At 49.1% G+C, this 21,665-nt stretch carries 17 protein-coding genes; 1 reads left to right on the forward strand and 16 read right to left on the reverse strand.

All coding sequences use genetic code 11. The features are described 5' to 3' along the window. Positions 1–8: 8 nt before the first annotated feature. From ASG16_RS13145 to ASG16_RS13165, 5 genes are all read right to left on the reverse strand, one after another. The gene (locus ASG16_RS13145; RefSeq protein WP_056491232.1) at positions 9–752 is read right to left on the reverse strand and encodes a YwqG family protein; all 744 of its coding nucleotides are present in this window, start codon (positions 750–752) and stop codon (positions 9–11) included. An 86-nt stretch (positions 753–838) separates the two neighbouring features. After that, complete coding sequence (locus tag ASG16_RS13150) at positions 839–1,189, reverse strand: DUF6463 family protein (protein ID WP_056491231.1); 351 nt, start codon at positions 1,187–1,189, stop codon at positions 839–841. Between the two features lie 25 nt (positions 1,190–1,214). Next, positions 1,215–1,409 (reverse strand): hypothetical protein, encoded by a 195-nt coding sequence (locus tag ASG16_RS13155; RefSeq protein ID WP_056491229.1) that lies wholly within the window; start codon positions 1,407–1,409, stop codon positions 1,215–1,217. Next, complete coding sequence (locus ASG16_RS13160) at positions 1,406–2,590, reverse strand: ArsA family ATPase (RefSeq protein ID WP_056491227.1); 1,185 nt, start codon at positions 2,588–2,590, stop codon at positions 1,406–1,408. Before ASG16_RS13160 ends, ASG16_RS13155 begins: the two co-directional genes overlap by 4 nt. A gap of 76 nt (positions 2,591–2,666) precedes the next feature. Continuing rightward, positions 2,667–3,143, reverse strand: a complete 477-nt coding sequence (locus tag ASG16_RS13165) for a MarR family winged helix-turn-helix transcriptional regulator (protein ID WP_056491225.1) — start codon at positions 3,141–3,143, stop codon at positions 2,667–2,669. Between the two features lie 145 nt (positions 3,144–3,288). On the opposite strand from ASG16_RS13165, the gene ASG16_RS13170 reads away from it, so the two are divergent. Further along, positions 3,289–3,477: an H-type small acid-soluble spore protein gene (locus ASG16_RS13170; protein ID WP_048034314.1), complete on the forward strand. Its 189-nt coding sequence runs from the start codon at positions 3,289–3,291 to the stop codon at positions 3,475–3,477. A gap of 83 nt (positions 3,478–3,560) precedes the next feature. Here the strand turns inward: ASG16_RS13170 and ASG16_RS13175 are convergent, their stop codons facing one another. From ASG16_RS13175 to ASG16_RS13225, 11 genes are all read right to left on the reverse strand, one after another. Beyond that, positions 3,561–5,744, reverse strand: a complete 2,184-nt coding sequence (locus ASG16_RS13175) for a glycosyltransferase/polysaccharide pyruvyl transferase family protein (protein WP_056491223.1) — start codon at positions 5,742–5,744, stop codon at positions 3,561–3,563. Positions 5,745–5,748: 4 nt separating this feature from the next. After that, entirely contained in the window at positions 5,749–6,456 is a 708-nt protein-coding gene (locus tag ASG16_RS13180) for a glycosyltransferase family 2 protein (RefSeq protein WP_056491222.1), read from the reverse strand. A 46-nt stretch (positions 6,457–6,502) separates the two neighbouring features. Next, the gene (locus ASG16_RS13185) at positions 6,503–7,981 is read right to left on the reverse strand and encodes a glycosyltransferase (protein ID WP_241970753.1); all 1,479 of its coding nucleotides are present in this window, start codon (positions 7,979–7,981) and stop codon (positions 6,503–6,505) included. 28 nt (positions 7,982–8,009) lie between these two features. Next, positions 8,010–8,207: a hypothetical protein gene (locus tag ASG16_RS13190; RefSeq protein WP_056491221.1), complete on the reverse strand. Its 198-nt coding sequence runs from the start codon at positions 8,205–8,207 to the stop codon at positions 8,010–8,012. A gap of 14 nt (positions 8,208–8,221) precedes the next feature. Beyond that, positions 8,222–8,596 (reverse strand): hypothetical protein, encoded by a 375-nt coding sequence (locus tag ASG16_RS13195; RefSeq protein WP_056491219.1) that lies wholly within the window; start codon positions 8,594–8,596, stop codon positions 8,222–8,224. Between the two features lie 225 nt (positions 8,597–8,821). Further along, positions 8,822–9,811, reverse strand: a complete 990-nt coding sequence (locus ASG16_RS13200; RefSeq protein WP_082517249.1) for an aromatic acid exporter family protein — start codon at positions 9,809–9,811, stop codon at positions 8,822–8,824. Positions 9,812–9,941: 130 nt separating this feature from the next. Next, positions 9,942–12,164, reverse strand: coding sequence for a YcdB/YcdC domain-containing protein (locus ASG16_RS13205; protein WP_056491214.1), 2,223 nt, complete (start codon positions 12,162–12,164; stop codon positions 9,942–9,944). 126 nt (positions 12,165–12,290) lie between these two features. After that, positions 12,291–13,043, reverse strand: a complete 753-nt coding sequence (gene hemQ / locus ASG16_RS13210) for a hydrogen peroxide-dependent heme synthase (protein WP_007715842.1) — start codon at positions 13,041–13,043, stop codon at positions 12,291–12,293. Positions 13,044–13,164: 121 nt separating this feature from the next. Further along, the gene (nagB, locus tag ASG16_RS13215; protein ID WP_056491212.1) at positions 13,165–13,929 is read right to left on the reverse strand and encodes a glucosamine-6-phosphate deaminase; all 765 of its coding nucleotides are present in this window, start codon (positions 13,927–13,929) and stop codon (positions 13,165–13,167) included. Positions 13,930–13,962: 33 nt separating this feature from the next. After that, a complete protein-coding gene (locus ASG16_RS13220) occupies positions 13,963–14,856 on the reverse strand; it encodes a MurR/RpiR family transcriptional regulator (protein WP_056491279.1) in 894 nt (297 codons plus the stop codon). A gap of 146 nt (positions 14,857–15,002) precedes the next feature. Next, entirely contained in the window at positions 15,003–21,557 is a 6,555-nt protein-coding gene (locus ASG16_RS13225) for a carboxypeptidase regulatory-like domain-containing protein (protein ID WP_056491210.1), read from the reverse strand. Positions 21,558–21,665: the final 108 nt, after the last annotated feature.

Genomic DNA, 21,665 nt, shown 5'->3' on the forward strand with positions numbered 1-21,665 from the left:
TCTTTCTTTTATAGACAATCCCATGTATACGAAGCCTTTGAAAAATCCAGACGAAGCAGATCCTCCCTGCGAATGAAGAAGTTGCCCACTCCGCTATCTCCCCACGAGACATAGTAATCGTAGTTGTCGCCTTCCATATCCAGTTGAAGGAGCAGCTCCCACCCATTCTGATTCACATTTTCTTGGGTAAAGTAGGGATATCCACCGATCCGAGACCCGCTTGCATCGGCGAGGTCCCAATATTTCGAGTAAGCCACTTCATCCTCATCAGTAGGAAGCTGAAAATTCACCGCCTGTGGATCTCGATAAGGGACGTACTGCGACTCTAGTTTTCCTGTCAGCTTGTATGGTCCGCCCAAAACGGGACTGTACACGTCGCGGTCCTCTGGTTGAAAGGGGTCTATTTCCTGTGTGTCAAAGACCTCTTCAAAATGAAGCACTTGAAAGGATTGGTCGATCAATCCGAACGTATCATCCTCCTTGACAAAAAAACTGGTCAAGCCACGAGCGGGATAGCCATCAAGTCGCGGCATTTGCGCCCAGTTGATTTGTGCGATAAACAAGTAGTTTTTCCCTTCTTCATCCTGTGGGTATGGCATTTGTGGCGGCAGCCAAGGCTTACCGCCAACCTTGCTATCCGTTAAGGTAGCCGCTTCTTTCTTCAGTGTGAGCTTGATGGATGATTTTGCGGATGTTTGGATGTGTTCCAAAAACTCTGGGGTCCATTGGTTATTGGCATCTAAGAAGTTCATAGAAGATCACCTCGGATATTGAAACATATGGAAAATGGTTACATTCATTTTATCTGAACCATCTGCCTATCCGCAAATTTCTTACATCACTTACGCAGAAGGATGGCTGCCTGTGGTAAGGCTAGCCAGAAGCCCGATACAGGCATGGTAATCACCCCGACCACGCATATGCCAAGAATCGTCCACCCGAACGTAGCCGGCGGCTCCATTCCCTTCTTTTTCATCAGCCAATCCGCCATATATCCGAGCAGCATCAACAAAAAGCCAAACATCATAAACCAGAAAGCAGCATCTTCTTCCTGCCCTACCGCATTCCAAAAGCCGTTTGCGAGGATCTGCTGAAGTGGCTCCGCGTAGAAAAAGAGACCGACAACCGTATGCAGCAGTCCTGTCAAGATTAGAGTGAAACCCATTTGGCGCTTAATCCCACTTATCATTTCATTTCTCTCCTCTCACGTTGGCCTATTCCTTGGAAATGTTGATTTTATGAGCTCTCGGACGGTCTTGTTCATCCTGTAACGCATCGATCACGCTGTCTATTACTGACCGGGATGCGAGTAGCCATTCCTTGCAGGCATTTTTGACATGTTGCTCGGTTCCATGCTGTTCCATATTCCCGATAATCGTCAGCACTTTATTCAATCCAGTACGTCTCAATGCTGAACAGCCCCTTCCCTTGCGCTAAAACGAATGATCAGCCGATCTTCCGCATATTTCGCTCCCGTAACCTGTCGTCCCATTAATACACGTGGCAAGATGACTTTTCGCTTGTAGGCCCCCGCATTTACGGTCAATTCATCCCCTGTTTGCGTTAAATCCAAGGCTGCTTTATCCACAAAAGGAATCATCAGCTCCAACTGCAACTCGCCGTCCACTTCTCGAATCAGTTCCGTCCTGCCCTGATAAAGCTTGGCGGATGGGTCCTCTGTTCCAAAAACGATATCAGCCAATTCTTCTAGAACAGGCAGCCCAATCACTTCTTTTGGCATCATCGGTGCTTTCAAAATCGGGAGCGGTTGAAAGTTTTCCACGATTTCGTTCTCATACTTTCGTTGCAGCTCTCGCCAGTGGGCAAAAAATCCCTCTCCCACTTCATCCGGAAGCACCCGATTCACGATGATGGCATCGGTATTGAATCCGAACAGATTCAGGTACGTAAACGAGCGCTTTGCTTCCGCAAGCACCATTTTTTCCGGGTTTACGACGATCCTCACTGATGTAATCTCCGGGTCCAAAACAATGCGTTGCATTTCCTCCAGCCCCCGAGCGAGCTGCTCGACGCTGTCTAGCACATCATCAGAAGGAAGCTCTACTTTGTTGACGATCTTGGCCACTGGGCGAACCAGTTTGATCAGCTTGCGCTCCGTCGGAAAAATTTTCTCCAACCACCAATTCAATACGTTCGGATAACTGAGCAGACGCAGTGTTTCTCCGGTTGGAGCACAATCTACTACCAGGACGTCGAACTGCTCGCTCATGGCGTGTTCCTTGATCTGTAGCAAACTGAACAATTCCTCCATGCCAGGAAAAACGAGCATTTCCTCCGTTGTAATATCAGTCAACTGTGCTTTGTCGAGCAATGTTGTCAGCCATCCCTGTACTGCCCCCCAGTTGCGCTCGGTTTCCCGCAAGCTGTTTACTTCCTGGCCCCATAAATTTTCGCTGATTGGTACAGGGTCTGGTCCGATCATCGTCCCCAATGAATCAGCCAAACTGTGTGCGGCATCCGTACTGAGAACGAGCGTCCTCTTTCCCTGCTTGGCCAGCTTAACAGCCGTTGCTGCTGCAACACTCGTCTTCCCAACCCCACCTTTGCCGGTGTAAATGATGATTCTCATCTCAACTCTCTCCTTCACGATCCATTTAATACGATTTCGTAGTAATTAGACAAAAAAAGAAGCAGGCTCGAACCGACTATTCCTCAATGTTGATCTTGATGGAACGAACCTTTGTTTCACGAGGCTTGACAGGTCCTCCGTCCTGAAATACCTTTGCTGCCTTGAGTAAAAGGGCGGTGAATTGCTCCATTTCTTCTGGCGTAAATGCTTCCTGAAGCCTGCCCAGCATCGTCAACATCATTTGCTCCGATTCTTTTGCGAGCTGTTTGCCTGGTTGTGTTAGTGTGACGAGCTTCACCCGTTGATCCTCTACAGAGGTAGCCCTCGCGATGTAGCCTTTGCGTTCAAGCCGTTTCGCGATGCTGGTCATCGAACTAAGCGGCGCCCCCATCTCTTGCGCCAGTTCTGACATGGTCAAATCTCCACGGAACAGCAAAATGAGGAGTGTCGACAAATCGGAGCGAGTCAGTTTTTCTTCCAGTTGCATCGTATCGGACATAAAGGCGAACGGACGCAAACCGGTTTTCAGAAAGAGGTCGTATAGTTGCTGCATACCGGTGACTCCTTTTAGTACGATATCGTAGTAATTTCCTCTTCAATTTATTACATATTTTAGGGAATGTCAACAGGTGTAAAAAGTATACCATGCTGGGCTGACGTACATATTAAAGCTGTTACGTATGACAGGAGGAATCAACATGAATAAACAGCGCGCGAAAGAAATCGCCGCTTCACCCGTTATGGCGAATGTTACCTGCGATGGAATACCCGTATACATCCAGCACATCGATGATGACAACGACATGGCGAGGATTTACCCGCTCAACAAGCCGGATCAGGAGATGAGTGTTCCTGTAGCCAGCTTGCGGGAGCACAGTGAGTACTGATTTTTGTTACGACAACGTATAAGGGGGACCTGTCGCAAATCCACAGGTCCCCCTTGTTTTCTTTTTTCATTGTACAAATGGACTTACAACAAGCCTTGGATGAACGGCTGCTCCAAATTCTCGATCATTTTTTTCTGACTCGCCGCCAATTTTGCTGCGATCTGCTCCCTACGCGCGATGGCCTCCCAGGTGCAAGAAAGAATCCGTTCACCTAATTGTGGCTCGTCTGTTGGCACGAGGAGCTCCGGCAGATCCAGTGAATAAGCGAAGTCGATGCCCTTCACGCGATACGCCAAGCAAACGAACGGAATACCGGCAGCGGCACTCAGCACATTGGCGTGCAGCTTAAAATTGATCGTCGCCTGAAAGCCTTTCATCAGTTGCAGCATTTGCGTATGATCGTGCAGCTCCAGGTCGAGGATCGTATGAGCTGGATCGTCGATTTTTTTGTACAGTCTTTTTATGGCTTCCCGATCCGGTCCCCACATGGTGAGCAAGTGGATATCGTAGCCTGCCTTAATCAGCTTCTTGGCTGCATATACCAGTGCATCCTCTACTGCGGTCTCGTTTTTCCCATAAATCCGGTTATAGGAAGTACCCCAATTGATGCCAATCGTGAATCGCTTGCTTTTATCTACCACTGTTGGCAATGATGCGGGAATAAGTAGCATCCCCGGGTCTCCGCTAATCGCTGCCCTTTCTCCCACTCCCGCTTGCTGGAGGTATTGGAGTGTAAGTGGTCCGCGTACACCAAAAAACGTGGCGTGCTCGGCGATTTTTTGCAGCATGTGGCTCATTTTATCTTGGCCCGTAATCAGCTTGTTCGTCAATCTGCCGGAAGAATCCAGCACGACTTGATCTTGCGAGTCAAAGCCGCTTCCCCAGACCCATAGATTTTTTTTCTGTTCAACAGCACGATAAGCTACATCCACATACCCCGGGATGAGAAGCGATCCTCCCCCCAAAACGACGGTGTCATACGCGCTTACATCCTTCAGATCAACCCCGGGCAGGGAAGGTATGACCTTGTATTGTGTAGGATCGAGGTATTTGCATGACAAATTGTAAAAGGCATGCCACATCAGCTCATCGCCCAAATTGTTGAACCCTAACCAGCCAACGTACAAGATTTTTTTCATGCTTGTCGCCCCCCCTCCATTTTTTATTTGTGCATAAATGGTAAGCAAGGAGGCACATTTTTGCGTGATATGAAAATGATTTTGGACCCACGCTCTTCCTTGGCCTCCTATTTCCTTCAATTGATTCCGGTCGCGGCACGCTTGTCGCAGAGCACTGTCAATCAACGAAGGAGACGGTTTTTGCACGGAGGAGTGGTCACCGAAGTAACAATCCCAAGCCAAATCGTAGGACGAAGGTTCGACCAAACCGACGTAGCCATGATTTCCGATCGCAAGCACAGGCTTTCCGCACGCCATCGCTTCGAGTGCGACCCTCCCTGTTCCAATCACCAAATCACTGATGGCGTAATACGGCCTGACATCGGTTTGCTCCCCCACAATGTGAATATAGGGCTGCCCTGCGGCTTTATTCAGCACTTTTGCCAGCTCATGAACATGAATGGCCTGGGCACCCGAACCCACCACTACGATATGCAGGTTGGGAATTTCACTCCGAAGTGTTTTCGTTGCCCGCAACACCATGTTGCACACCGTCGCTTTTTGCCAAGCCAACCTGCTGACATACGTAACCACTGTAGCATCAGGCGGCAATGACGGCACATCAGCCCTTCTTGTAAGGCCAGACTGAAACTCTTCCATATCAACCCCATTGGAAATGAGGGTGGTTTTTACTCCTCGCTTTTGCCAGAATAGTTGGACAGGTTTGCTCACACTGATAACGGCTGAGCAGAGCTGGGCTACTTTTATCGCCTCATCCTTTGGGTAGTACGTTCCATGCAAGGTGAACACGACAGGAATGCCGAGCTCATTGGCTGCCGTAGCGGCAAGAAAGCCTGATGGTGTCTGATGCACATGGACGATGGTAATACGATGCTTTTTCATACATGCACGGTAACACTCGATCAGATGCTGTCTGCGTGCCTGGAGCGGCTCACGTGCGGATTCTATCGGTTCAACTAAAAAGCCTGCATCAACAAATTCTTGGTAGAAGGGGCCGTTGCCACCTGCATAAAACAGTTGGACGCCTTTTTTCCTCAATGCTTTACCCATGCTAAGAACATGTGTCTCCGTTCCGCCTGTCCTCAAATTGTCCAGCACCATCAATATCCGATCATTACTGCTAGTCAACTTTTTATCCTCCCTTCTTCCGATAATAGTGGGCCGAGCGCTGCTCAGCGTGGGTGCGGTAATAATACAATGCTTCTGCGATATTGTTCACGCCTGCTCTCGCATTCAAAGCTTTGGCGATAAATTCATAGTCTTCTGCACCCTCAATCCGGCGTGTCGGGCCACCAATCTGGTCAAATAATCTTCCTCGAAACATGCAGGTTCCGTGACAGACGCAGTGTCCACCGTTTCCGTATACTTTGCGAATGTCATCGCCGTACTTGATCCATCCAGCGAGCTGCTTTTTTTCCGGATTTTCGGACGAAAACGCATAGTAATTTGTACCGACCAAATCGACCTGGGGATGATTTTTCAAGTATTCAACCTGCCGCGAAAGACGCAGGATATGAGAGAAATCATCCGAGTCCTGAATCGCGATGAACTCGCCCTGGCTCAGGTAATGCCCGACGTTGATCGCACCCGCAAAGCCAATATTGCGGGGGAGCTCATGAATCAGCACCTGATTCTCTCTTGGAAAAAACCTTTTACTCTCTTCCAGCCATTCTCTGGCCACTTGTACGGAATGATCTGTCGATGCATCATCGATCAGGATAATCTCCCAATTTTCATAGGTTTGCTGAAGAATGCTGTCCAAGCATTCACGTATATAAGCAGCCCTGTTGAAATTGGTAATGACAACACTTACCAGACCTTCTATTCGCTCTATTGCCAATTGAATTTCCTCCTTCCAGTCTTCTTGTTTTCACATCGCATCCTCGCTACCGTCCTTTCGCCAGAAACTGCAAGGCTTCCACGTGGTCACCTGCAATCTGTTCGACAGCAGGGGGCATTCCGGAGCTGGCGAAGTGTTTTTCTGGCCGGAGTCGGTTGGAGGTGAAGCTGTTCACCTGATGAACCAATTCCATCTTTACACCTGCCTGTGCGTATACTGCTTGTGCTTTTGGCGGACAAAGCAGTATGTCCCACCCGAGCGGAGCAACCGCTTCCCTGCGTAAGGCAAAGGGGACGGTCACCATAGATCCGATACCCAAATCCTTACGATTCAAAGCCAAGTTGAGAGCTTGGCGACAAGCCACAAAAACGTTGTCTGCACAAGGCTGACTCAAAAATGCAGAAACATCATTCAGGGCCACATCCACGCCGCACTCGCAAGCGAGAACAAATGGGTACAGATCATGAGCGGTCATAATCGTATCCGCATCGACAAACAGCAGAATGTCGCCTTTCGACAGACTTGCCCCAATTGCTCGTCCTGTATCAACGCCCAATGCATATGGGAACTCTACGGTCGTCGCTCCGCATTCACGAGCAAGCCGTGCTGTTTGATCAACCGAGCCATTGACGACCACGATAATTTCAACTGGCTCTAACCGAAGAACTTCACGGATCACTTGCTGGATCGTCGCTGCCTCGTTCAGGGCTGGAATAATTACAGATACCGTTTTTCCACTGTAAAGAGTTGTTTGTCGCAAAGGCCATTTCCCTACCTGCGTAACGGGCATACCACTGTTTTTACCACTCGCATTCTCTGTGATATCTCTTCGCCTGCCTCCATCGGACAGTCCGCCGCGAAAAGGAAGACGCGAGACGAGATCAAGCTGTTCGGCAATCACCAGCTTTTCATATAAAGAGAGCTCTTTGAGCAACGAACCGTGAAGCTGTGGCAAAAACATCCGTTCTTCCGTCCCCGTTCCAATGGCTTGCGCGATAATGGACAGTCCACTCACAACTGCCCGCTTGTGCGCTTGGGCAGGCTGTGCCAACAGTTCCACTCCGATTTTGGAAAGTGCCTCTCTGGTCATGGCGTGAGGTGTGTCCAGCAAGGAAGCTTCACGCAGGTCAGAGCGACCGAAGAGGTTATTTACCAACAAGGAAAAACTGTGGATGGGCCGTTGTTTTGTCATCCTCCTGTTCCGAGGATCATGCTGGGACAAAACGACCTGTGCATTTCCATATAAAATCGGGAATAAGAATCGCTGCAATCCAGACAGCGAATCGATTTGTTCTTCGCCGAGAAAAAGCAGAACACTCCCTCTTGCATGCTTGGCAGCCTCTCTCCGCCAAGCGAACAGATTCTCAACTGCTTCTGCAAAAACAACGCGCACACCAGAGCCAAGCTCCAGAGTCCTTTTCGAAATCACGATAATCTCCAGAGGTGCAAGCTGTTTACATGCGGCAATCAGCTTTAGCAGATGATCTGTGCCATACATGGCAGGAATGAGAATGGATAGGGGCACAAGGCCCCTTCTCCTTGCCGCCCCACCATTAGACGACGCGCACATACGTGATACGGTCCAGTTGAAATACCACTGTTTGACCACCGCCATAGCCTGGCTCACTTGCTGCACGCACGGTTAATGTCGAATTGGTCACGCCGAGCAACTCACCGGACATCACATCGAATCCAGTTACAACCTGTACACTATCACCTATAAACGTTCTCAATTTCTGTACATAGTTCATTTGTCTTCTCCTCCTTACACCGCATGGACATAATTAATTTGCGTAAAACGAATCAGCACACGTGTACCGCCTGACTCTATGATTTCAGCATAGTCCCGGCCAACCTCATCCAGGACCCCTGTAACACTTCCTGCATCTGTTCCCAGCTCGACGGTTTCATGCAAATAGCGCAGCAGCACTTTCCGAAAAGAATCACGTTGCAAATCACTGTGGTTTTCTTGCAGAAACGCGGCGAATTCTTCTGCGTACAGCTCTTTGCGAAGCGAACAGCGAACAGCTTCTTCCTTGTCAGTTTCGACTTCTTCGTCTCTTTGGTCTTTTCCCCAAATAAGACCACGTAGCCCTCGAAAATACTCTTTCAACTCTTTTTCATTCACAATTATTTTCATCTGGTCACTCTCATCTCCTTGATCCTACTCTTTTGATTTTTTTTCGCCGCTTGTACACGGTATACAAGTAAGTTCAAAAACGTACTAGGACAACGGTGCATTTTTTTGATTTTAATGAAAAGTTCACCGAGTTTTTACCGAAAAACAAAAAAAAGACTGCGAAAAGTATTCGCAGTCCTTCCTCGATATTCTACAACTCTTTCATTGTTACATACTGTTGCTTGTCTAACTCCTTGCCGCCTGAGCCTTTTCGTCCCTGTTTTTACCTAACTCATGCTTGATGAACAAATAGCTCTCAATCTCCCGAAGGAGGTAGAACAGCGAGGCACGCGTCTCGAATTCCTCTCGCGTTCGCGGCAAATCTGCTGCCTTGATCTCCTCTTGCATCACACGCAGTTGGTCGATAAAGCGGTAGGCAGTATTGCCCGGATGTACCGAGTCACTGATTCGCGCAAGAAAATCTGCAATCCGATGGCTCTCTGTTACCTGATGATCCAAGGAAGAGACGATCGGCATCATGCGTTCCAATAGCTCGAACTGCTTTTGTCGCATCACAAAATACTCGTAGTACGAATCGTTGCGGCGGCCCAATCGATTGCCAACATCTCGCGAGGCTAAGCGAATTGCCGTTTCCAATACCCCTGCTGTCTCAATTAATTCTTTCCCGTCCCAATCACTTTCTCCGTGACGTAAGTAGTAGCAGAACTCCCGCAAGATTTTGCTGAACAGCTTCTCCACCTTTACTTGCATTCCTTTTAGCTCTTTATCGAGACTCGGCATGTACAGATTGACCAGTAGGGCTACGCCCACACCAATGACGAGCAATGCGACCTCATTGAGCAAGAGCATCCCGTCGATTCTCTTGGAAGAATACAGATGCATGAGCACAACCATGCTGTTGACGAAGCCTTCCTGAATGCCAAAACGCACCGCGAGCGGCAAGAAGAGCAAAATGAAAAGGAGAATGGCAATCGGCGTATAGCCCATAAGGGAAAACAGGCAGACACCGATTCCCAGACCCAATAAACTGGCGAGAATCCGATTCCACGCTGTCTGAAACGATTGCTTCACTGTTACCTGAATACACAAGATCGTTATGATCCCCGCAGAAGAAGCATACATCAAGCCCAACTGCTGGGCGATCAGAATCGAGATAGCCGTTCCAATGGCTGTTTTTAGCGTACGATAACCAATTTTAAACTTGAGAAAGCCCAGTCTTGTTCCCCTCCGCTGTCAAAAATGCTTTCCTGTTTACTTTAACAAAAAGTGTACGGGAACCAAAGACAAGAGTTCGTAAATTTTCGCAGGAATGTCGGCGCGGGAGTTGTGTTGCAAATTAATGCCGCTATTGCTGCTGGTCGTAAATCATTTTGAGCAATTCAGCAATTTGTGCACGGGTAACGGTTGCATCCGGTTCGAAACTCGTTGCTGATTTTCCCTTGAAGAGATCGTGAGCAGAGAGAAGAGTAGCGGCTGGTATATGCTGCGGCTGCAAGTCCTGGTAAGGAGACTTGAATAGTTCAGGCTTGTCCAGAAGGTTATTGTATCCCAACAGCCTCGCTACCATATCCGCTACTTCTGCGCGTGTAATCATTCGGTCTGGCTCAAAATTTTTGCCTGACTTTGAAATCAGCTTGTACTCGACGTTTTTTTGAATGGCAGCGTAGCTTGGATGTGAGGAAGGTACGTCAGCAAAATCATGAATGAACCGTTCTTCATCGCTGTCGAAGGAAGGTCGCAGATAACGGAATTCCCTCTCATCTGCCATCTGGGCCATAATCATGGCCATTTCCCCACGTGTAACCTCTTTTTCAGGTCCTAACTGGCCGTCTATAACCGTCATCCACCCCCTGCGAAGCGCAAATTCAAGCTCTGCCTGTTGCGGATGCTCATCGATGTCGCTCGGTGCTTGCTTTTTTTGCGCTTCAACAAAGCTGTACCATTCACCGGTATCTGCTTTCACAATCCCGTTATCGCCAACGTACCGATAGACAAGAAACGGTTCAGACTGCTTCGCCGATTTCCACTCTGGAACAGGCTGATGGTAGGCAAGCTGAAACTTTTGCTGCTCTTTGATTACAGCTTTCGCTTTTTGTTGTTCAATATGCTGTACTTTTGCCTTGGGCAGTAGCTGTCTTTCCAATCGAGACCTTTTGTTCAGTGACTCAGCTACCCCTGTCTCCGGATTGACCTCGACTCGGAAGTTTTTATCCTCAACCGGGATACCATTGACCAACATGCCGAATTGAATATTGTAATGCTCCCCATTATCGGCATAGCTTTGCAGAGTCTCCTTCGAAGGTTCCTCCTCTATGAGATAAATTTCTCCCAACTGATCGTCCAAGAGCGATTTTACGAGTTTCGTAGCACTTTCTTCGGCTTGCTCCCACGTGATGATCATCTTTTTGGGAGTTTCTTCAAATGCACCATTTGGATTTACTTGATAACCGACCAATTCTCCCCGATCATTAATATCCACTTCCACCTCGTCTGATTTTTTTCCTCCATTTTGTGGCATGAAATCAAAGCTCCAGTGGCGTTCAGAGATTCCACCTGGTCCTGAACTCGAGCCCCCGCCGCTGCTGCCGTCAAAACGATAGTTGCCGGGCAGCTTTTTCACGTATTGTTCTGCAAGTTTTTGTGCCTCTTCTTTTGTAATCAGCCGTTTTTCTGGTGTTTCTTTGGAGATCGTATCCCCCAATGGCTTGATTGTTTTTTCGCTTGCTGCTTTTCCAAATAAATTGATGACTTCTCCAGTCGTTGCCTCGACCAGTTGCGGGTCCTCATTCTGGAACCCGTAGACGAGCTCGTAAGTGCCAGGTCCCTGCTGATAGTTATCCGTCATCCCTGCCAAATCCTTGTACACAAGGGATGGGCTTGCTTTCTCCTCCCATTTTTTCTCTGCTTCGGCTATCTCTATGACTTTCGTTGCTTCCGGGAGCTTTCCGTCGTACCATTCCCGGTGAAAGCTGATGACCTCCCCACTCCTGTCCAAGATGATTTGAAAGCCATTTCCCAGAAAAGGGATCTCGTTGACCATGCGAGTAAAACGGACAACTTCTCCCTGATTTCTGAAATAATAATCGTCTTGTCCCGCGTATTCATTCGGTTTGGATAAACGACTCCGCTCCTCTTCGGTTGTCACTTTTTTCAGAAACTGTGTCGCTGCTCCCATTGCCTGTTCTTCCGTAAGCTTATTTTTTGTGCCTCCGAGTCGTTCGTCATCTAAATAGTTGGAATAACGAGACAATTGTCCAGAAACAGCGTCAATCGTCACATAAATACTTCCGACCTTGTTTTTTTCCCAAGTGAGATTCCAATAGGATCGTCCTGAATAATAGTAATCATCCTCCGGATTTGTCATTCTGGCGCTTCTCAGCTTATAGCCCTCCGGAATTGTCACCCACTTTTGGGCATGTTTAATTGCCTCTTCCTGCGAAAGCATTTTCTCGGCTGCACGCACGATAGGTGCAAGGCCCTCGACACTTGCTGTTGCGAATACAGACGTCATCAGAATGGACGATGACACGCCTAGTGAAAGTCCCCACGATGTAGCACGTCTCAACACGGATCAACCTCTCCTCTCTTGTTACGAAATATAACCTTATTTTACCATTAAAGAGAAGATATGTAGTCCCAAAAAAAGATCCGCTCATGCGACTATCTCGCACAGCGGATCTTTTGGGCTTATTGATTATACTTCCAGCTTTTTCGCCAATGTTTCTACGTTCAATACGTTTCCTACGAGGAAGTTGCCGAATTCACCGAAGCGTGCGCTCACTTCGTCAAAGCGCATTTCGTAAACGATATGCTTGAATTCCAGCGGATCGTTGGCAAACAGGGTAACGCCCCACTCCCAATCGTCGAAACCAACGGAGCCACCGATGATTTGTTTCACGCGGCCAGCGTAGGAGCGACCGATCAAGCCGTGGGAGCGCATCATTTCTTGGCGCTCCTGCATAGAGAGCATGTACCAGTTGTCTTGCAAATCACGCTTTTTGTTCATTGGATAGAAGCAAATGTGCTCCCATTTTGGCAGAATCGGATAAAGGCGGTCGCGCACGTGCGGATTCGCTTTTGGATCTTCGCCTGGGTTATGTACATAGTTGCTCAGCTCTACTACGGATACATACGAATAAGGAGCTTCTGTATAGGCAGCAAAGCGTGTTTTGTTGAACGCTGTTTTGATCTCATCGAGTTCTTGCATAGTTGGACGCAGGAACATGAACACGAGGTCTGCTTTGTGTCCGAGGATGGAGTAGACAGCCGTACTGCCTTGGTTCTCGCCCTCATTCGCTTCCCATGTGCGGATCAATGCATTCAGCTCGTCCAACGCTTCTTGGCGTTCTGCTGCGGACGCTGCTTTCCACTTTTCCCAATTGATGGTGCGGAAATTATGATACGTATACCAACCTTCTAATGTAAGCAACGCTTCGTTTGCGCTCATTCTCAATCAGCTCCTTTGAAAAATCTGGTGACATTCTTGCAACATTCCCAGTATAGCATAAGGAACAAGTGCGTATTCGGAACAGATTGGTGAACAAGAAAAATGAAAACCAAGCGGTGCATTAGCTGCCGCTTGGTTTCGTTCCTGCCAGCACGGAGGTAGTCAGCTTGCTTGCTGCTCCCTGATCCACAATGACTGTTACATCCCGATGCAATTGCAATAAGGAAGCTGGTACATCTGCCGTAGCCTCACCCTCCAGCATCAATCGCACTGCCTCTGCCTTTGCCTCTCCACTTGCGAGAAGTACAACTTTTTTAGCACCAAGAATCGTCTTGATCCCCATGGAAACAGCCTGAGTGGGAACCTGGTCCACACTATCAAAATAGCGGGCATTTGCTTCGATCGTGCTGTCAGTGAGCTGGACCACGCGTGTCAATGAGTCGGCAGGGGAGCCAGGCTCGTTGAAGCCAATATGGCCATTATTGCCGATCCCCAGCACCTGGATGTCGATCCCCCCTGCTAAACGAATCGCTTCCTCATAGCGGGCACACTCTGCCAAATGATCTGTCGTATTCCCAACTGGCACATGTGTTTTCTCCGCAGGAATATTGATGTGATTGAACAAGTTTTCTTGCATATACGAGCGATAGCTTTGCGGATGCGTCGAGGAAAGTCCGACGTATTCATCCAGATTAAAGCTGCTCGCTTGCGAAAAATCGATGCTCTCTGCTTGCGACAGCTTGATCAACTCACGGTACATCCCTACTGGTGTGCCTCCGGTTGCAAGGCCAAAGACGGTCTTCGGATTTGCTTTTACTTCGCTTACGAGCATTTCAGCAGCTTTTCTGCTGAGCTCCGTATAATCTTTCACAATCACGAGCTTCATTACCAACCACTCCTATTCAATATAAGATACCTCTTAATACTTTCTCTCTAGGACAGCCTTCGCTGTTCTCTCTTTATATAAAAGGGCCTTTTCCTTGTTGCGCATCGTGATTGTCGTACTAATAACATCCAGTACATGCAACTGTGCAATTTTTGCTGCGAGAGAGCCTCCCTGCAACGGACCTTCTTGCGCTGCGGTCAGAAGCGTAATGTCCGCTACATTCGTAATCGGTGAGCGTCGATAGTGCGTCAGACAAATGCAAGTTGCGCCTGCCTGCTTGGCGACTTTCAATGAATCAATCGTGTCTTTCGTACTGCCTGATACAGACAACCCGATTGCGACATCCCCCGGTCCCAGAGTCGCTGCAGCCATCGCTTGCAGATGCGATTCATTAAAAGCGTCCACTCGAAGCCCGATCCGCAAAAACGTGTACTTGGCATCCTGGGCTGTTACCGCTGACGTGCCTACCCCGTAAAAATGGATCGTGTTTGCTTTTTGCAAAAGGTCTACACAGTGCTCCAGCTTTTCGATCTGAAACAGGGCCGAGGTATCCCCGATCGCCTGTTGATTGGTTGCCGTTACTTTGTGCGTGATAATCTCCAGTGAATCGTCTTCTCCTACATCGCCATGCAAGTTTTTGACTGGATTGACCAATTCCTGCGCCAATGCCAGCTTGAATTCCTGATAACCATGAAAGCCTATTTTCCTGCAAAATCGCAAAACGGTCGTCTCACCCACCCCCGCCTTTTCAGCAAGGTCAATCACTGATGAATAAATAACGCTGTCTGTCTGCTGTAAGACGATATGGGCAACCTTTTGCTCCGATTTCGTAAAGGAGGGAAGGAGACTCTGAATATGCAAAAGCGTATTTGTCTTTGTGATGGTAGCTGTCAATGGATGGGACAGCTCCTCTTGCTGTTTCACCATATAGCTCGCTCCCCCTTGAATAAAAGTCAGGATTTTCATAGTTGTTTTTACCCAAAACAAAAAAGCTGTATTTTCTACAGCTATTATATCAAAAACGGAGTTATCCGCCATATTTATATTTTTTAGTGGAGCAATTCTCCAAAACATTAAAATGGGGTAAGCAAAATGGTCGGACATGTTGCGACCCGAAAAGATCCGCTCATTGCTGCTGGAAGCAGAACCAGATCGAGCGTCACGATTTCCCCTGCACCCAACGTCACGGTTCCTCTCGCTTCTCCACTCCCCATCGCATTGGCTACAACCAAGTAGGTGCCTGGAGCAAGACCAGTCACCTTGTACCTGCCGAAGCTGTCTGTTTGGACGACCTCAGTCGCCCTATTTGGTTGATTCACCGTTTGTACATACACGGTCGCTCCAGCAACTGGCAAGCCTGTCAAACCGGATCGAACCGTTCCTTGTATCGTACCTGCTTGAGAAAGGCGGATGATAATAAAGATCGTTTGGTTCGGCAAAACGACTGCTTCTGCCTGACCGGTACCAATACCCGGGATGGTCCCGATAACGGTATACGTACCCGGAGCCACATTGACAAAATGGAATGTTCCATCCGGCTCAGCCAAAATATTTTGCAGGCGAATCTGGTCTGCATGAAATAACGACAATTGAATATTGTTTCCGCTTGCTTGCGTGCCATCCGGCAAGAGGACGATCCCTGATATGGTTCCCACGATTGGCAGCAACTCGACCGTTGTTACCGTCGTCTGCCCGTTTAGGACTGTAACTGTGCTGTAATGCGTGCCAAAGCCATCTGCACTTGCTATGACATTGTAAACTCCCGCCGTCAAGCCATTCACCTGGAATTGCCCGCTCTGATTTGTTACGGTGTTGGCAATAAATTGGCCACTGGCAAACAATTGCACATTAACAGCCGCTCCAGTGATAGGGAGTCCCGTCAACTGATTGGTCACCTGCCCAAAGATGCTGCCTGACAGAGCAGACATCATAAGGATGACTCCGCTTATTGTCTGTCCAGCCGTGACCGTGATGCTTTGTGTTGCGGTTGCGTAGCTATCTTCACTTGCACTAATCAGATATGTTTCAGGCGGAAGGTTGCCGACAGCGAATTTGCCCAGGTTATCCGTAATCGCACTGCCGAACAACGTCCCGTGTGAATCCTTCACCTGTACCAATGCATTGGGAACAACGCCTCCACCAGCAGCCTGCACCTGACCTGTTACAGTAGCCGGAAAAGGGGGGAGCCCCACTTCAATCGTAGTGGTCTGTCCGGAAAAGATCGTCGCACCAACAGGCTGGGTGGTGTAGTTTTGAGCGCTAATCGCAAGTGTATAGGTTAAGGGAGCCAAGCCGTCGATTTTAAACTGACCGAGACCGTCCGTAATCGTCCGAGACAACAAGTTGTTTGTGCCAGGGAAAAAGATCAACACTTCCGCCCCTACTAGTGGCGTACCATCAAGCGCATCCCTGACGATGCCCTGCAAAACACCAGGATTCGGGTCCAGTGGGATATTGACTGTAGCTGTCCCCCCAGGAGCTACATCAAAGGAGACACTCTCCCTCTGATAGCTTTCGTTTCTCGCCAAAAGGGTGTAATTTCCAGACACAAATCCATCCATGAAGTAAATTCCCTGAGCGTCTGTCTGCGTTGAAAAGAGAATCGTGTTATTGTTTCCCAGCAAGCGAACGAGCGTATTCGGCAAAGGAGTGCTGAGAAGAGCGTCACTAATTTCACCTGTGACATTTGCAGGCAGATTCGGCAAAGAAAAATCAAGGCCGGTAGTCGCTCCCAATCCGACCATAGCTGTTGAAGCCTCAGCAGCGAATCCACTAGCACTTGCAATCAGTGTATAGCTCCCCGGGGAAAGTCCACTCACCATATACTGACCCTGCGCATTTGTCAGGACAATAGCCAGTATCGTTCCAGACGGACTTCCTTGTCGAACTGTAATAACCGCACCACCAATCGGTGAGGCCGTACCTTCCTCTCGCACTGTACCAGCTATTCCACCGGGCAACTCGTTTAATGCAAAGCTTAATACGGACGCCGCCCCTGCTTGTATCTGTGCGCCAGCTACATCGCTTGCATATCCAGTCGCATTGACATTGACGGTGTATCCTCCAGGAGCCAGCCTATCAAGCGAAAAGGTACCAGTTGCATCTGTCAGTACGGAACCCACAGCGGCACGGGTGCTGTCGAAGACGATTACCGTTGCACCAATGATCGGCAAGCCCGTCTCCAGATCAGTCACAACGCCGGATAAACTGCCGGGATTGGGAACTAATGCCTGCTGAAAGTTGGTGGTAGTGCCCCCTTGCGAAATAACTGCCTGCGAGACGGATACAAAATTCAGCGCAGAAACAGTAACATTTACGACGCCCGGCGGAAGCTTCTCTGCCAAAAAATTGCCTTGATTGTCTGTCAATAATTGAGCAAGCACAACACCATGGGCATCCGTAATGAGCACGGTGCTTCCCGGAATCCCGAATCCCGTCATCTGATTAGTCACTACTCCCGAGATAGCCGCAGGCAAGTCAGGTAACATAACAGTCGTTGGAGTTGCTGTATTGGCCGTCACGATCACGCCAATACTTCCTACGGCATAGCCAGGCGCTGACGCAATAACCGTGTAAACGCCAGGAGAGACACTCCCAATGAAAAATACACCCGATCCATTCGCGAGCAAGCTCTGTTTGACGGCTTGATTGCTATCTATCAGCTTGACGCTGATTTCACTTCCCGTAACAGGTACACCCAAGCTGTTTATGACACTTCCCACGATGGACCCAGGCAAAGGCAAGAGCGCCACACTTGCCCCTGTCGTTTCTCCACTGACTACATTGGCCCCTACTGATTGATCAGCATAGCTAGGCGCACTTACCGTGACGGTATAAGCGCCCGGTAACAGATGTTGAATCAAATAGCTGCCCGTCTGGTCGGTACTTGCTGTAGCCACTACATTTCCGTTACTTATGGAACGAATCAGTACAACGGCGCCTGCAATGTATACCGCGGGATTCGTCGCGTCCGTCACCTGTCCACTAATCCCGCCTGCATTCGCCTCAAGAGTAAAGTCTACTCCAGTCTTGTTTTCACCGGGTCCAAGTGTAACACCAACCGAACCCGTAACATATTCAGGGGCACTTGCCACCACGACAAATGATCCGGCAGGCAGGTTGCCAATTGTATAGGCCCCGTTTGAATCCGTATAACCGAAGCCTATTGTCGTCTCATTCAAATCCAGAACACGGACAACAGCATTGACAATCGGCTGCATACCCGTGTCTTGCACCGTTCCAGAAATACTGCCCGGATTCGGAATAAGTGTAAAGGAAACGTTGGCCGTCTGCCCAGGCTGTACGATCTCCCCAACAGATTGAACAGCGTAACCAGGAGCGGTAGCTATAAGGATATAAGAGCCTGGTGCGATCCCTGAAAATGAAAATGCCCCATTTCCATCTGCGACGACTGTACCTCTCAATAGGTTATTGATATCAAACAATTGAATGGTGGTTCCTGGTACGATAGGTGCTACTGTCCCGCTAATAAAACCGAAGTCTTGATTGAGCTGAAGCTGGACTGGAGTAGTTGTATTCGCGAGCACAAGGGCTCCGACATGATTGGACTGGAAGCCATCCGCTGAAGCACTGATGACGTATTGACCTTGCGCCAAGCCCGTGATAACAAAGCTTCCTTGACTATCGCTGTATACCGAATGCACGACGGAGCCATTGAAATCGAGTGCATTTACTTGTGCACCGGCAATCGGTTGTAACGTCCCTGCAGCAAGCACTTGTCCTTGGATTTCACCCGGACTGGCAAACAACGCCAAGCTGACAGGCGTATTTGTGTTGGCAAGTACAATAGTGGAAGCACTGTTCGTTTCATAATTGGTTGCACGGGCGGTAATGGTATAAACGCCTGGTGCAAGCCCTGTGATCCCGTAATTGCCAGACAGGTCGCTATTTGCATGGGCGACGATTGCCCCTGCTTGGTTCAACACGCTAACCACGATCGAAGCACCTGCTATCGGCAGACCCGAGGTAGCATCAAAAATCGAACCTGATATGCTTCCCGGCAAGTCTGCCAGTTGTACATTCACCATTGTTGTCGTCAATGAGGTGACGATTGCCCCTGTGATCACTGTCGTTTGATTCGGAGCAGATACGATGACGACGTACGCCTGCGGTAGCAGATTAGGTACTACATACTGCCCGTTCCCATCCGTCAATACAGTAGCGACAACAGCACCTGCTGCCGTATTTTCCCTAATGATGACAGTGGCACCCTGAATTGGCTGATTGCCGCTGTCGACCACCTGTCCTGCGATTGATCCCGGAGAAGCTTGCAGGACAAAAGCAAGGGACGCTATTTCCTGAGGCTGCACAGTTGCCCCTAACACAACAGTGGAATAACCAGAAGCCGAAGCGGTTACGGTATACGTGCCTGGGGCCAAGTGCGGGAAGGAAAAAGTGCCAGCGCTGTCGGTAATGGTCTGCACCACAGGAATAGTACCCTTCATAACAATGACTGTGGCATTACCAAGCGGATTGCTCCCTGTGTCCGAGACAGTCCCATTCAATACCCCCGCCAGTTTTTCCAATTCGAGGTCAACCGGTGTAGTAGCTCCAGCATTGATCTCGATCCCAACTGTTTGGCCCGCATACCCCTCTGCCGCAGCCGTAAGGACATAGGTTTCCGGACCTAGCAAGGATAAAGAGTAGTCTCCATTCGCGTCGGTTAATGTCTCTCCTACAGCAATTCCCGAACGAGTTACCACCTTGATGCTCGCATTCGGGATTCCCTCACCCGTTTGCGCATCGGAAATGGTTCCACTTACCGTTCCAAATGTAGTCGTCAATGAAAAATCAATTACTTTGGCATCGCCCGCTTGCAGACTGATTCCAGCTAATTGTGTGGAAAAGCCTGCGGCACTGACACGGATTTGATAAACACCTTCTGCGAGCTTAGTCAGCAGATACGTACCAGCTCCATCTGTTGTCGTTTCCGTCAGCGTAATGCCTGTCTGGTTCAGCACTTCCACCAATGCTCCAGCAATTGGTATGCCACCCGGACCTGTCACCAGACCCGAGAGCTGGGCAACCGATGTTTGGAGCACTACATTTTGTGTAGTCGCTTGGGCTCGAATGACATTAATTGCGACTGTGGCTGGCTGGAACGTATCCGCACTGACTGCAAGGGTGTAGGAACCCGGCACGACATTGGTAAACGGATAGGCCCCCCCTCCCCCAGTCACTGTCTGGTTTACGGTCACGCCTGTCGTATTAATGAGCTTTACCACTGCCCCCGAGATGGGTGCCAACCCGGTATCTCTTATCGTCCCATTCACCTGACCAGGACTCGGAGGAAGCAAAATGTCTGCTCTTGTGGTCTGCCCTGCCAAAACGCTCACGAACTGGATTTTGGGATCATAAGTTGGCGCGGTCACCGACACAGAATACAGACCCGGAGCCAAACCAGCAAACGAATAGGCACCATCTGTGTCTGTTGTCGTCGTTCCGATTAGTACAGGAATCGAATCATACAGCGCGACCTGCGCACCTGCTACAGGGAAGTTCGTGGACTGGTCAAGCACTACGCCAGCAACACTTCCAGCCAAGTTAACCGTGATGACAATATTATCCTGAACAGGAGAAAGCGTCCTGCCAGAAAAGCTGTCTACGCCAGTGACTGTCGCTGTGTTTAAACGCCGCGTTCCGCCTGGAGAGACCGCGAAAACCCCACTGACCGTAAATGACAAGCTGGCAGTAGATCCAGCGGCTAAATTGCCGATCGTCCAGCTTAGTACCTTCGTGAGGGGATTGTAGATGACAGATCCGATATTTGTTGCGTTTACCGTAAAAGCCGTAACCTGATCCAGCTCGATCAAGTCGTTGACAACGACTGTCGTTGCTTGGCTCTTCCCGGTATTGGTGACCATGATCGATCCCGCCCATTGCGACAGTTGTCCTGTGGTAACGACAGCTGGTCCTGCTGTTACCTGCTTATCAATGGCAAGGCTCGCTCGAACGTCTCCCGTCGCCACCGTAGTCGTATTACTCAAGGAATTGACAAAGCTTAAGCCTTCACTGGTCCGCAGAGAGTCCTTGTTGTAATTATTGTCATTGGCAGAGGTAAAAGGAAGGAAACGAAGGGAGGTAAAAGAAGTAACACCAATCGTTGAAAAAAAGGTAGCAGCCGGCATGACGAGGTCAATGAAGTAATCAGGAGTACCGCTAAAATTTGAACCGTCATTGGTCAGCCGCACACGAGCCGTGTCAAAATTGATAATTGGCGCTTGCCAGTTCGGCGCTCCACTGCCGTTTGTCCCCTCCGCTTGATCCGTCCACGAATTGAATTCAACTATCGTGTTTTGAATCAAAGCAATCTGGTTGTGTAAACCTTGCACCCCCAGCATCCACCGATACGTGCCAGCGACTCCGGTTGTATTGATCAAGTAGCCCCAGGCATAGTTTTGAAAGCCTGTTTTTTGCGAATTTCTTGGGTCTTCGTTAACTCTCATCCGAAAATAGAGATACGTTCCATCGTAAGCCAAGAAGGCAACCGGAAACGTAGAGTTTCCTACCAAGTCGACAGAACCGGGACTTTCATCGTTCGGGACGTCCCCAAAAGGACTTCCGCCGAGAGTAAACGGGATGAATTGACTGTCAGAAGGATAGGCCATTTTTCTTCCTCACCTCTCCCCTCTAACATATGTGCATAGAGTGATATGGCCCCCGCCCTTCCGTTGCTAATTGGCTTGTCCGTGCCCGTCCAAACAAAAAAAGGGCTT

The sequence above is a fragment of the Brevibacillus sp. Leaf182 genome (assembly GCF_001423865.2).
Lineage (GTDB): Bacteria > Bacillota > Bacilli > Brevibacillales > Brevibacillaceae > Brevibacillus > Brevibacillus brevis_C.